7 protein-coding genes are annotated in these 14,389 nt (G+C 58.4%); 1 reads left to right on the forward strand and 6 read right to left on the reverse strand.

Annotation, left to right across the window (positions count from 1 at the left end; translation table 11 throughout):
* Position 1: 1 nt before the first annotated feature.
* From QZ634_RS06995 to QZ634_RS07010, 4 genes are all read right to left on the reverse strand, one after another.
* A complete protein-coding gene (locus QZ634_RS06995; RefSeq protein ID WP_291986729.1) occupies positions 2-2,671 on the reverse strand; it encodes a DEAD/DEAH box helicase in 2,670 nt (889 codons plus the stop codon).
* The gene (locus QZ634_RS07000) at positions 2,655-10,283 is read right to left on the reverse strand and encodes a hypothetical protein (RefSeq protein WP_291986731.1); all 7,629 of its coding nucleotides are present in this window, start codon (positions 10,281-10,283) and stop codon (positions 2,655-2,657) included. The genes QZ634_RS06995 and QZ634_RS07000 overlap by 17 nt, the downstream gene beginning before the upstream one ends.
* Before the next feature lie 946 nt (positions 10,284-11,229).
* On the reverse strand, positions 11,230-11,721 hold the full coding sequence (locus tag QZ634_RS07005) for a FlhC family transcriptional regulator (protein WP_291986733.1): 492 nt from the start codon (positions 11,719-11,721) through the stop codon (positions 11,230-11,232).
* 5 nt (positions 11,722-11,726) lie between these two features.
* Positions 11,727-11,999 carry a hypothetical protein gene (locus tag QZ634_RS07010; protein ID WP_043569162.1) on the reverse strand — a complete coding sequence of 91 codons (273 nt, stop codon included), beginning with the start codon at positions 11,997-11,999 and terminating at the stop codon, positions 11,727-11,729.
* An 80-nt stretch (positions 12,000-12,079) separates the two neighbouring features.
* On the opposite strand from QZ634_RS07010, the gene QZ634_RS07015 reads away from it, so the two are divergent.
* On the forward strand, positions 12,080-12,724 hold the full coding sequence (locus QZ634_RS07015; protein WP_291986735.1) for an XRE family transcriptional regulator: 645 nt from the start codon (positions 12,080-12,082) through the stop codon (positions 12,722-12,724).
* 107 nt (positions 12,725-12,831) lie between these two features.
* Here QZ634_RS07015 and radC read toward each other — a convergent pair whose 3' ends face one another.
* Together radC and QZ634_RS07025 are read right to left on the reverse strand one after the other, a co-directional pair.
* Complete coding sequence (gene radC, locus QZ634_RS07020) at positions 12,832-13,431, reverse strand: DNA repair protein RadC (protein ID WP_291986737.1); 600 nt, start codon at positions 13,429-13,431, stop codon at positions 12,832-12,834.
* 83 nt (positions 13,432-13,514) lie between these two features.
* Positions 13,515-14,321, reverse strand: a complete 807-nt coding sequence (locus QZ634_RS07025) for a DUF1738 domain-containing protein (RefSeq protein WP_291986739.1) — start codon at positions 14,319-14,321, stop codon at positions 13,515-13,517.
* Positions 14,322-14,389 lie beyond the last annotated feature (68 nt).

A 14,389-nucleotide genomic window follows, 5' to 3' on the forward strand; every position in this document is an offset into this window, starting at 1 on the left:
CTCACGATGCTCCCACTCCCACTTCAAAATCTGCTTTCACTGGCCAAAGAAGTAGCAGTTCCGTGAGTTCAGGGACAGAAAACGGTAGATCGAGCTGCGGCAGATGCTCTGTCGCAGCGAGTTTCGCCTCTTGTACCCAACTTTCTATCTGTTTAGACTCAATTGCTGTCTTGTCGACAGCCATTCGCGGACTTTCCAATCGATTCAGTAGCCTCAGCACTTCCCAATCGCGGATGACTTTCAGACCAGCCGATTCCTGAACCACCCCCATAGCAGCACGTCGCACGTAAGCACCGCCGTCGGTGACGCGATCTGACGCGAGAAGAAGCAACAGAGGGGTCCCTAATCCATAGACATAGGACAACACTGCCACCAACCGATCGGCTTGGTCGAGAGCCCGGTTGACCATCGGATGGCCAACGCCGATCAGCCCACCTTCGCCGCTTACGTTTGAGCCTCGATCAAAGCTCATATTTTTGTAGTCGCGTTTGATTGCTGGGTGATCAAGCCATTTATCAGGTGTCTTGAAGGAGAGTAAACCGTTCTCAACCTTAGCTCGCCTGCCATTGTGCCCCAACGCCGCTTGAAAAAAAGGCAGAAGGTCCGGAAGATCAAGCGGAGGGACGTTCTTCAGGCCGGAAAGGTCGAAACTCTGGGCGTGGCCGACAAGCGTCTTGATCGTGTCTATCGCTGGCGCGCCGCCGAACGTCAGTGTCTGCGAATCGAACCAGCTCGCCAACCGCTCCTTCGGGACATTAGTGGCACCAACGAACAGCTCCTCGAAGAACCCCGGGCTTGCCATGCCAAGTACCAACTGCAGGAGATCTTCAGGCTCGTCCATAGCAGACCCGAGAGCCGACATGATGTTGCCGATCTTTTCCTCAAGTTTCTCCCATATCATCGACTCGACGGTATCTGGATTGCGGAGCGACACCACCTCCACGGTCTGCGTTTGCCCATAACGGTTAAGGCGGCCGACACGCTGATGCAGCCGCATTGGATTCCAGGGAAGATCCACGTGAATCAGCGCGCTACACCGATGTTGCAGGTCTATGCCCTCTCCGCCGGCTTCGGTAGAAATTAGGAAACGAATACCTCCGGAATTGAATGCATCGCACACGTCCTCGCGTCGCCCGCTCTTACTGATAACCTGCCCGTCTGGCAACGTAACACCGTCCAGTCTGTTGTCCCCGTTGATGAAACCGACGCAGGCGTCGCCGAATCGCTCGATCAATGCTGACATCAAAAGTGCCTGGGTCCGCTTGTACTCGGTGAAGAGGAGAACGCGGCGCCCGAAAAACCTGGTTCCGATGATCTCGATTACACGCTGAATGCGTGTCTCTACCTTGACTGCATGAGCGGCATCGATCAGGTCGTTCAAGTGTGCGGCTTCGTCCTCCATCAGCAAGATTCTGCCCTGCCGGTCACTGCGTGACCATTCCCATACCGCACGCTCCATCTCATCGGAATCTGGATCTTCTGTTTCCTCCGCCAATTCAATCCGATACTTAGTCGCTAAGCCACGCAACCGCATCTGACGTGTTTCCAAAGCGGAACGAACAGCGGCAACCGAACTGGAGGCAAGCTTCTGAAGCGCAATTAGAACCAGCATCACTTGGCCTCGCTGTGCCTTCGTCAAGCTTGATGCGTAGGCTTTACCTGCAAGGATGAAACTGCTCATCAAGGTGTAAAAAGACGATTCTTCCGGTGTGTAATCAAAAGTCTCTGGGTACTGTTTCACCGGTTGAAAGAGGCGCCTGCCGCTCATGTCGGTTGCCCTTTGCTTGGCATTCCGGATGAGATAGCGAGGTAGCTCTGCAAGCATGCTGCTGGTCAACTTGCTGGGATCAAAGATCTGGGGGTCAAGCACTCGCATCAGCGACCAGAATCCGTAATCTTTGCCTCGATGCGGAGTGCCGGTGAAGAAGATGCAGGATGAGATCTTGCCGAGTGCCTCCATGTTTTCTAGAAGCTGCAGGCCTAGCGTCTTCGATCCGTTTTCATCGGCATTCAGGTGATGCGCCTCATCCACAATGACCATGTCCCACTCGGGCGCAGACAGCAGCCGTTCGTGCCTGCCGTTGTTGTCTGCCCGAAGCGTCGGCAGTGACGCGACGACACGGTCCTGTGTGTTCCAGAAGTCGCTGCGGGGCGTATCGGCGTCCGTTGTGTATATTGCGAGCCGAATGTCGAACATCTGGCGGAGACGGAGTTGCCATTGCTCCACCAGCTTTGCCGGCGTCAGCACCAGTAGCCGCTTAATCGCACCTTTGGCAAGTAAAGGCCATAGCACGAGACCAGCCTCCACCGTTTTTCCCATGCCTACGTCGTCAGCTATCAAGAGCCGGATCGGCCACTGTCGCAACGCCTTATGGCAAACCCAAAGTTGGTGCGGCAACAGGGCGATACGCGAACGCGAAAAGACACCCCAGGCGTCATTGACCGAGCGAATCGCGGCGGCTTGGGCGCGCAGTACGGTGGTGTCAGCCGGCGAATCCTCTCCCAATTCGATTGCCGATGACAAGGCCAAGACTCGGACCAATTCGGTTGACTTGACCTCTTCGAGTCCATGCGAAAAACGGGCGACCACGGTCTCGCCGCGGTCGAAGAGTACCTCGCCCGGTCCGTGGCGCGGGTGCGTGACGCGGCAACCCTCAGACAAACGACTCATCACCAATCTCCACGTCGTACAGACCGCTCATGTCCGAAAACTCATCCTCATCGTTCCGGAGATCGAGAACTTGCGCTTGTAGCTCGGGACTCCCTGCAAGGATCAGCAGCGGAATGTCGTAGTCGCCGTGAAAATCCGCGCGCTCTCCAAGCGCGTCTCCCACGATTCGCGATAGCGCCATGCCGTTGTCGGGCGTCGGGTAGCCGATCTGAGTGAACAGCGTTCGGACGCGGAAGTTCGGCATGTAGGCAAGGCTCCGGGCCGCGTCAGACCTCAAGGCGCCGGCACGTAGCAGTTCGCGTACAACGATGTGCTGTCCGAGCCGCAGGCTGTTTCTTAGCGACGGCGCATGGATGTCCGAGCCGTCCAGGATGGGATCCTCATTCGGGGCGAGATATGCTGCAAGTTCGCGAGGAGTTCGCTGATTCAGACTCAGGAAGACGTGACAATAGGCCTCCATCCACCGAGCAATCCGATACAGACTCGGAAAGCAGTCCATCCAACGAATGTACTTCTCGTCCGCTCTCGGTTGCTCGGCGTAGTCCTTCAAGATGTTCATCCAAGCGTCGGAATCGTCCTGGGGCCGTACGTTGCAGAACACCGGCCACCATCCCTTGGAATCGCTGAAATCGATGAAACCACGGTGCTGGAAATCCCTCGTCCGACCCAGCCGCTGCATCAGTCCGAGCGCAAACAGGGTCATCCACGATTGTCGGTCTGCATCGATACCATCGAAGCGCCGCGGGACGTTACCGGGCCAGAAATTCTTCTCGTATTTTGCCAGGTGCTCGTCGCGCTCCTCGTTCCACCACTCGAAGATCCTTTCCAGCGCTACTTCATGACGAACCGATGTAATCGTCGGTTCGATCGGTGGCTGCGGGCTTTCGTGAATTCCAGGATTCAGCATCGCGACGAGTTGCTGTCTCTCGTCCGGCGAAAACGGGGTGAGTACTGCTGAATCGGTTTCGATCGACTCCAGCCAAGTACCCACGAGGCCAGCACGCAATTGCTCGCGCACCGCATAACTCTGGGCACCGAACAGGAGATAGCGCAAGCCAGCCTCTCGCGCCGCGGGACTGGACGCCCAAAATATCCAACTGGCGATCGTGTTCGGCGCAGCGTTCCATCGCCCACCGCGGTCAATGACGAAATTTCGCGCCGTGCTCGTATAGCCGTTGTGGAGCAGGTTCCGGCTGGCGGCGAAAGACATGCACAAACCCTCCTCCGTCGCATTCCTATCCTTCAGGAGATCGACACCGAGCTGCCATGATCCGTCCTCGGCCGAGAACATCAAGGTACTCAGGCTGTTGCCGATCCAGAATTGGTCGAAGGGATGTGCGTTCGCCAAGACAAAGAACAGGGTGGTGGCCGTTGTCGGCGAGCAGTGCGAGTTCGGAACACAGCTCTTGATCAATTCGACACTCAGACTGGGAATCTCGCGCTCATTCAAGGCACCCTTCGTAGCTTCGAGCGCTTTCGCCACGCCTTCATCGATCCAACCCGATGCTGGATAGCTGCCTTCCAAATCTGACCATCCACGCAGGTGGGTCAGCGCAGAAAACCAGCGGCTTCCCACCACTAGGCAGATCTTGTCCAGAGCGACAAAATCCGCCAGACCGTCGGGCATTCCGTTCGGAATTTCCCTGGCCAGAGTGCTGAAGTGATCCAGCAGACGTATGCCCATTCGATGCAGGAGCTCTGCAGACTGCGACGCGTCGTCATCGATATCCGTCTGCGTCGCATGCTTCCAGAAGCTCGCCCAGAAAACGGCTGCAGAAACGCCTTCGGCAAGCCCGAGCCTGCCTCGCGCCGTCCCCCAATCATCGCGTGTGGCCTGCACCGCAAGCTTGAGGTCACGTGCGAAGTCCTTGGCGATCTGGTCGCAAAGATCGCGGTTCAGTTGACCACCCGTGCCGTGAGCGAGCGCACCGCGCCCCGCATCCACGTCGAAGTTCGCGTTGAGGATTAACCCGCTCGCCGGGGTCTCGCGCGTCGGTCCCGTCACCCAGATAGAAGGCAATGTGTGAGAACTGTTACCTTCGAAGGCGACCACCCCACGGGAGTCCAGGCGCATCGCAACGGCGGCTTGGCGACCGCGCCAGACGAGGAGTCGACCGGGAGCAAAGCCACTTTTTGTCGGGAGTTGCACCGTTCCGACTTCGAAGCTCGGCATTCCGTCGATCAACAGCTCCGGTCGCCATTCGCGTTCCTGCGCTTGAACCGAGATGCGCCGAATCGCTTTGCTGAAAATCGCCTGCATCCCGGCGAGTGCCTCGAAGCGCGCGAGGATCTCCTGACGCTTTGCGGAGTCTTCGATATGCAACTCAATCAAAGTCGAGCGCAGGCGCGGCCCGTCTGTGCGTCGATTACGTTCGACAGCCCCCATCGCATGCTCGACCTCGGGACCGGTCCAGCGCTCCGGCAGACAGCCCCCAATGATTCTGGTGCGCAGGTCCGCACTTAAAATGCGCGGACTGTCTGTCGCCAGCAGGACGCTCTTGAAACCCAGACCGAACTTGCCTGTCACCGGCTGAGCACCGTCCTTGTCTGATGCTGACAGGATCAGCATGTTCTCGAGGTCATCCCCATATGCGGGGTTGGCATTACTGCCCGGCCCAGTGAAATTGATCGGCCGCCCCCAGTGAATGAAGCGCAAGATCTCTTCGTCGTTCTCGACGACGAATCGCCCGATCGCCCAAGGGAGAAACGGCTTCAGACCGCAGCCCTCTTGAAGCACCTGCATTTCGCAAACGGCGTCGTCGGCGTTCTGAAACAATTCGAAAGCAATGCTCGACAGTTCGTACTGACTCTGTTCGACTCGATCGCGAACACCAGACAGGACGGCTCTCTGAACGTCCTTGTCGTCCACCATGAGGCGGGCAAGATGCTTCTTGGCGTCAAAAACCTTGTGCTCAAGCGCAGGAAGTGCAGCTTGATTCGTGCTCGCCGCTTCGGACTTTTCGTGTTGCAGCCGTTTTAAATTCGCAAGGGCCTCGGACAAGACCTGGTTGCGTTTCGCAACCTTGAGTTGCTTGAGATAGAACGGAAGGTTCTCAAGAATTAGGTCGCGAGCAACCTCCAAGGATAATTGGTCGCTCTTTTCGAGCTCATCCCAAAGCGGCGCAATGCCGGAGACATGCTGGTTATAAGCAAACTGGAGCAGATACAAGGCGCTGCGTTTTAGCAGTTGGGACAGGTCTTGCGGCGCCCGATCCAGCAAATTCGGGATACAGCGCAGAGTGATATTCACCGCGTAGCCGCCCTGCCAACTCAAGGCGCCAGCAAAGATGGTGTCCATCGCGGTGTCGAGGTCGACCGACAAGGCGTCTCCGGTGATCATCACTACCTCGACGCGGGAATCGGAAGACACCTTGATGCGTGGATCAAGGATGTCAAGCGCCTCAGTAGCGGTCAATCGGCTCATCCAGCGCCACTTACCGCCTGCCTCCTGTCCAGGATCCACCCATCCGATTCGTTCAGTGAGCCAACCCATACTGTGCGGCTTGAGAAGTTCTCTCCCCAAGCTGCGAGCGCTCAGCCCCAGCAAACATAGGAATGCGCCAATCGGCGGCGTCGGCATGATGTCGCTCCAGGGGCGGAAATATGCCTCGAGAAGCTTTTCAAGTGATTCGCCGTGCTGAAACGCGTCGTTGGGACCGACAGGCTGCGGCGCCCTTACGGCTGCCGTCGGCCCCGAATTGTCGAAAATCAGCCCAGCAAGAATCTGGGCCTGCGCCTCGTGCAGTTGGCTATGGCGCACCACGCCAGCCGCGCCGACACACAGGCGGCCCGCATCCTGCCAGGATCCGGCCTTCGATAGCAGTCGCAGATGGCGAATGTCGTTCCTGCATTCAGTCCCCGCTTGGGCCAATTGCCGAAGGTAGAGATTGAAGGGTAGGAGGTGGTTCTGGCCCGTTCCTAAATTTGAAATTTCCCGCAGGGTAGCCGTTATGTCGGACACCTTGAGCGGCTTGGTGACTTCGTCGAGCAGCTGGTCACCAACCATTGCAGCATCAAAAACCCGGATGGCCTTGGCCACGATCGCCCAAGCAGGCAGTGTTGGCAGGTTCGACATCGATTCGGCGACGATCAGCAACTCGTCGCTGCTGATTTTGCCGATCGAGCCGACGCTGTATCCAGGCACTTCGGACATCAACTGACCCAGGCACGGCAGGCCTTCGCTCCCTGCGGAGAACAGCGGTCGAAGCGCATCGAATTCCGTATGCGCCTTCACGTCCTGGTGTAGGCCGGCGATGCCGGCGTACGGATATCCGCAGCAAGACGACAACCGGTCGATCTCGCTGGCCATGTCCCCGATATCGATAACGTCTTCAGGACTGATCACCCCACCGCCAGCAAGCGGCAGCCACTGCACCGAGCGCAATTCGATGAAATCGTCACGAGAACTCTGCGACAGATTGCCGATTTCATCGACGATCACGCGCCAGTGTCGTTGCGGGTCCTCGCTTTTCAGGGCACATCTAATCGTGGTCTCGCTGGTCCATCTTGGAATCCAGCGCTCTTGCTTTTCTTGGTGCTCGCGATAATGCGCTCGCCGAATGAACCGACAACTGTCGGCCAACTCTGCCGGGGCCGCCCGGCCGGTATCGTGAAAGCAATCCACATCAGCACACCCGATCGTTCCCTCGGTATCGATGTGCAGTGGCAACCCTCGCCAGACATGTTCGTCTTCGACCACGGCCAGAATAGTTTCGCGTGCGGCATCGGAAAAATTAGCTCCGTTGATCTTCGAGAAATCAATGTCACCTTGCAACCGGTGTAAGACGTCAGATTGTTGAACTTGACTGATGCCGAGCATTTCCCAGTCATTTGATGGGACGTCGCTGGCGATCTTTTCTGCCAAAACGAACCAAGAGCCTGGTTCTATTTCCCGCCACAACTTGATCCACGGAGAGTCTCCGCTGCCTGGGTCGATCCAAAGCCTGGCCTCATCCATCATGAACCCCTGAGGAGCCCCATGCAGTAAATAACGCAGGCCGCGACGAGCGTCCCCCGCAACATCACTTCCACGCACCGCCTTTAGAAGGACCCGCCGCGCCTCGACGCCCGACAATTCGACTGCTTTGCCCGGCTTACCCAACGCCTCAAGAATCGCGTTCTTGTCATCTGCGTCCGGAACTTTGGGATACTGATCCTGTTGAACAAAACCAGCGATTTCGGAAGAAATCAGCAACACCCGTTCGTCGTTCAATGCCTCGGAGAGGGACTTCGCATGCCCCAACTTGTCGAATTTGGCTCCGATCTGTTTGAACGTTATTTGCTTGAATAGGCGTCGCATACCATGAATGGCCTCCAGGGATTCGAGGCTTTCAGCGTGTTCGGTGCCAGTCCGTACGTCGAGTGCCGGCAGAATTCTGGCCCGGCGGTAAAGCCGCACCATTCGTGCCCTGGCTTCTTGTGCCTTGGTATCGACTTTAGGACCACACAAACTGAGAACGATGGTTGCCACCTTGAGAAGCGCGGCCATCCGACTCGAATGTTCCTCGACCGCGCTATCGTCTGCCACCAGGTGCATGCATATATCGCGGTCAATGGCCAAAAGCCAAGCCGCGAAATCTTCGTCACTGGGCTTTCCTGCAGCGCGGACCTCGGTTGCATCAAGGTCACCGGGAATGATCAACATCCTTGTCTCACAATTGAACAGTAAGGCCAAGGTGCTGGCATCTACTGCCCCCGCTGCCGCGGGATTGGCAGGCCCAAGGGACACCCGATGTTCCGGTTTGACGAGTGCGACCAGTTTGCTGAAGCCCGACCTCACCTTCCTGAATTCGTCAAGCCGGCGCGTCCGCAAGCCACGCTGAATGAGTTGAACCAGCGCCGTCTGGACTCGATACGTATCAAGGAAGATATGCCCGGTTGTGCGCAAGAACTCCGTGAGGTAATCCAGGCCTGATGAATCGCACAAACCCGCCTCGACATCGGCCTGCAGGACGGTCAATAGCCGCTCCTCGTTCCAGTCATCGAAACGAGGCACCAGAGCACTGGCCGAAGCATCACAGTAGATGGCATTCTGAATCTGCCTGAGGCCCGGCATGACCGCCCAAGGCTTAATGAACTCCTTCGTGCGAGGCGGTGGCAGTTTCAGGAGCAGTCGTTCGTGATCCTGATTGAGTAAACGCCATTGCGGTCCCGTCGGGAGAATTTCCCGAATCCATGTGTGACGAACATAGAGGTAGTCGCGGTAGATCGAGCAAAAGCTACTGCGAGCTCCACCAACTTCGGTCGACGCCGAACGGGCGATCAAGCCTGTGATTTCCTCGATCTCGGCATCGGACAGGCCATTCTTGTTCACGTACTCGGATAGTGCAGGGAGCACCCCCGGCAAGACCACGAGCTGCGCGATCGCCTGATTCCACGCAACATGCAGTTCGGCATCGTCGAGGTCGGATCGCTGGCTGAGTTGTGACGAAGACTCAGCAAGATGCCGGAATCCCCCAATGCCACGCCGACCGGCGTCGACGAAGAACTGGCCGTGGAGCACGATCTGATAGCGGCGTTTGCCCGTACTCGCGATGGCTTCATACGTCTGGAGGCCCTCTTCGGTCGGCAGGAAGACAGCCCACCGCAACTGCAAGTGCCCGACATCGGCGTCGGCGTGCGAGATCATTACCGCACCCTCCGCCTCCGACTTGTCCGCCACCTGCTCGCGGGTGCCGTCTTCGCTCTGGCGCATCGTCTTGGGCCAGCTATCCAGGCGCCTCAAAGCTGCGAATGGCGCGATCGTCGGCTGTGCGCTCTGCCGCACGTAGAACGTAAGCAGTTCCTTGCTCGAAGACTTGTCCTTAACGACGCCGGATGCAAGCATCGCGTGCGACTTGTGATCAATGCGCCTCGACCCCGAGTCGAGTTCTAGGTGCAGCGCAAAGCCCGGTCCCGTCTCGTTGCCCGCGAACTCCACGGCCTCCAACTTTGTCAATAAGGGAAGAATCGACGAAACGCGGCTTGGTAGTGTCGATTCATGCAGAAACGCGAGTTCTTGCGACGGATCATCTCCTGGAAACTTGTCGATGATCGCGCCGTACGGCTTGCCATGGAGTTGCGGCACATGCTGCCGCATCCGCAGTGGCAACCACAGTTGCAAGTAACCCTTCCCCGGCTCGACGTGCCGATGGCCGGCGGCAATCGCGTGCATTCGCTGGAAGTCCTCGACTGCCACCTCCTCCCAGCGATTGTGGAAGACATCCTCCCCATCGGGGTCGAACCACGGATTGAGAATCACACCATGCGGCTGGACGCCATCGAACGCGACGTAGAAGAATGCCTCGCATAGGTGGAACACGCTCTTCATGCCCAGGCCGAACTTGCCGATTGCGCCGGACTCGCCTGCCTTGCTATTCAGCCCGAATGACTGAATCGCCCGTTTGTCAGAATCCTTGAATTCGCCGTCATTCAGCACCCAAAGCGCTGGCCCCTGCAGCAGGGCATGTGAGGATTGCCCGGCAAAACCTGGGTGATAGCCAAACACTAGGCCGCGAGCCTTCGCATCATCCGCGTTCTGGATCAGTTCCTTGAGGATCGGAAAACCGGACTTGTAACGATCGCGGAGATTCGCCGCAATTAGGTTGATGTGGTCAGATCTGAAACCCGGCATCTCTGGTCCCTGTTCCGTCGACTAGTCTCTTGCCGAGTAATACTCGACCACATCTCGATGGCTTTGCTTTCATGCGCGCGAACTGCTTGCCCGCAATCAAACGGCCTCCCTAACTCGCTCCAGCGCCCGGTCTGTCTACCTCCAGCGGCTGCTTATCGGGCAATAAGTAGCGCCAAGAACCATATCTGCCAGCCACCGCTTGACGTATGAGCTGTCGCTGAACTGGTGACACACCTCCGTATGTGTCCCCAGCAGTGCCAGTACAACGCGGGGGAGCGCCTCTTCTCTGCTCCGTCGATGATGTTGTCCGCGTAGTCTCCAGCGAGATCATTATCGCACCCTCGTGGCGCACCAGATGAGCCTCTTTTCGCGTTGGCGTATCTGTCTGAACCAAGACGAACGTCGGAAAACTCCCGTTTGGCTGTCTTTAAAAACACCGTTAAAACAATGGCTTAAAAGTTCTGCACTAAAATCGCGAAGTCACGAGGTTTCGAGAGAAACGGCCCGTAAGACGCCAAAATCGGCAAAAAATGACATTTGTGGGGTAGGCGAGGTCAACAGGTATAAACGAAAAACCCCGCGGAACAAGGCGTTCAGCGGGGTGTTCGTTTTTGCGGCAGAGAGTTACGGACTACTGGCCTGGCGGGACGCCGGGGATTCGAACTCTTGGTACCGTTTTTCGACGAGATGCCCCGGTGCGCGCGTTGCCTTCGGTTCAATTGCTACCCACCAGCAGTGCCGACACCGTCTGAGGACCGGCCCTTCTCCGCTAACGGTCCATTGCGTGGTGACGCCAGAGAACGGGCCCTGTGCATCCCGACCGGATCGCAGCCTGGCCGCCAGAAGGCTGGTGACGACGCGACCTCTTGCAGAAGCAAAGGAGGATACGAGGACCTGGCGCGACACTACACTCACCCACCCGACGGTCTGCCTTGCAGAAAAAGCCTCAGCATCGCGTCCTGGCCAGCCGACAAAACGGGCACGAGCGCGCATGCGACACATTGGGCTCATAGATGTACATGGCTTGACACCTTGCACAACGCTCCCAGCCGACGATCCGCGATCGCACATCCCTGATCGCGTACCACGCGGCGTTGATGTCCAGGCCAGCGCTGCCGACACGACCATGCACTTCCCACGCCGACAACAACATCGCTGCCGTGACCGACCGGCCATCCCCCTCGTCGAGGCGGTTGTAGAGGGCAACGAAGCTGGAGAGATTGGCCAGCATCAGCGGGTTGGTGATGAACGGTCGCACGGAATCCGGCAGCTTGCCGTTGGGCGGACTTTCGCCATGGAGCTGCCGCCAGCGCATCCGCAGCGGCTTCGGATGGATGTTCGTCAGGTAATGCACAATCGGCACGCGGAGCCGCAAATGGATCAGCTCATGGGCCACCCGGCTGTTTTCCAAGTCATCAGGTCCAAGCAGCGCCGACATGACCGTCAGAGAAGCGTCGCTTCGGCGTAGGTGCTCTTCGCGTCCCTGGGCATCTGCAGCAGCCGCTCAAGCGCCGAGTCGGTCAATCGGAAGGTGTAGAGCGACACGGGGACTGTCTCCGCCAGCTCGTCGATTTCGTCCATGTCGAGCGAGGCCACCTTCTCGATCACGGCACGGGGTAAGCCGGTCATGATCTCTGCCGCCCTTCCCTCACGCGCCAGCTGGCGCGTGAGCAACAGAAACTGCCTGTTGATTTTGAGTACGTCGCGCTTTTCCATGATAGACAATCATAAAGTTGCCACATGCACGCATTATATATTACACTTTAGGCATGGCACAACCACGAATCGGATGATCCATGATGATGACCGACCCCAGAACAGTCGCCAGCAACAGCCCGGTGGCAGAAATCCTTGAAGCGCTGATGAGCAAACATCGCCTGAATCAGACCGAGTTGGCCCATCGTTCGGGTGTCTCGCAGCCGGCCATCAACCGACTTCTCAGGGAGCGCTCGAAGGCCAAACATCCGCGGCAGGACACGCTCGAAAAACTCGCCGCCGAGCTGGGCGTCACACCGGATCAGTTGGCTGGCCGGGAGCCGATCTCCGCCCACATGCTCGCCAGGGGCGTGGTGCCGGTGCTGAGGTGGGAACAGCTCTTGCCCACCGACTCATCGGGAGACGGTGGTCATAGTGCGTGGCTGGCCTGCCCCGTCGACCACAGCGACGAGACCTTCGCCCTTCCAGTGCTCGGCGAGGCGATGAACGGAAATGACGGCTACCGCGAAGGCGAGATTCTCTTCGTCGACCCGCGCGTTCCCGCGGTGCACGGTAAGGATGTCGTGGTGCTCAATGGCGAAACCGCGCTCTTCCGGCGGCTGGTGCTCACGCCGGAAGGCCGTTTTCTCAAGACGCTCAATCCCGGTTGGCCAACAGCGATCATGCGTCTGCCGCACGACGCCATGATCCGCGGCACAGTGGTCTTCTCAGGTCGGCTACGCTGATCATTACGTTCGCCGAGCGTTTTCATAATTGACTATTACTTTCGACCATTCGGCTGCAGCCTGCTGCTGACAAAAAAATACCCGCCAGGTCGGCGGGTATTTTTTTGTCAGATCAGTCCCCGCTCTGCGAAGGACATGACGGCGGTGTCGCCCACGATGAAGTGGTCGAGCACCCGGATGTCGACGAGCGCCAAGGCGTTCTTGAGCTCGCTGGTCAGCAACTCGTCGGCGCGCGACGGTTCGGGATGCCCCGAGGGGTGGTTGTGCGCCAGAATAACGGCACAGGCGTTGTGTTTCAGGCCGGCCTTGACCACTTCCCTGGGGTAGACCGACGTCTGCGTCGTCGTTCCACGAAAGAGCTCGATCCCGGCGATCAGCCGGTTCTGCCCATCGAGCCACAGCGCGACGAAACTTTCGTACTCCTGCCCACCGAGAAACAGCCGCAGGTAATCGCGAACTTCCGCCGGTGAAGTCATGCCGACAGCCGATTCCGAAAGCTCTTCTTCCAAAGCGCGCCGGAGGAGTTCCCGTGCCGCCAGCAGTCGGTCAGGCACGGCATAGATGTGAACCTCCTGTTCAGCGCCAAGGGTCGTGCTGTGCCGAAGTGCGCGCAGCCCGAAAAGCTCGGCCAGCGAGCGCGTGGCGAGCGATGTTGCCTCGTCACCAAGCACGATCGCAAGAAGTTCGCGGTTGCTTGAATGAATCATCTGGGGTGCCTCCAATAGAAAAGCGGGACGGCACCCTCCCCTTGCGGGACGATGCACGCCCCGCGGGGTTCAAAGATTGCGACTTAATGCGTTACGGTCGGCCGACTAACGGGTCTGCCGGCTTCGAGAATTTTCTGGCTGGCGCTGAAGATCCGCTGCGCCGACCTTTCCGGGAGCTCGCCGCCCTTGAGCCACGACTGGATGTAGCCTCGCGACTCATCCCGGCCTGGCAACTCGAGGATCGAACAGAGCAGAAAGGCCACGCCTTCGGCCTCGGCTTCACGAACACTTCGTGGCGTCGCCGGGGCGTCATGGCAGTCGCCTTCCAGGGTGTGCCCGAGAACGACGTGAGCCATCTCGTGAAAACGCGTCGAGTGGGGATGCTCGGCCAACTGACTGACCGCGATGCGGCGCTGAACCGCATAGCCCTCGACATTGCCGTCCAGGTAATCGAAGTGCTCCTGCGTGATGTCCAGCGCGGCCAAAGCAGCTTCGGCATCCCAATGGGGCGATTCGACAGGCTCAGCGTAGGCCTCACCTTCGGTCTGCTCCAGGCTGAACCAGCGCGGCGCCAGTTTGAAGCGCGTAAATACCTCTTCGCTGCCGCCGGGATCGCCGGAGTCGTCAGAAACCGCGTTCGTGCCGTGACGTTTAACGGTGATCGGCATCCACAGCGAGAGTGCTTTCTGTCCCTTGCAGACGGACCGACCCAGCGCCTTCCATCGACTGAAGCTCGCGATGGGCGACAGGGGCAGGCACTTTTGCCGAAGCTGGATGGCCGCCAGAATCTGATTGCCGATACTGAAGCGGTGAAACCGGCGGAAAGCCTGACTGACGATCCCTGGCTCGGTGAGGGCCTGTTCGAGAAGGGGTGCGAATTTGTCGTACATGGTGCCTCCAGTGAAAAACGGGAAGGCACCGTCCCCGTCGGGGAGCGATACACTCCCCGTGGGATGGA

The organism is Candidatus Accumulibacter sp. ACC007, from assembly GCF_907163205.1.
GTDB lineage: Bacteria > Pseudomonadota > Gammaproteobacteria > Burkholderiales > Rhodocyclaceae > Accumulibacter > Accumulibacter regalis.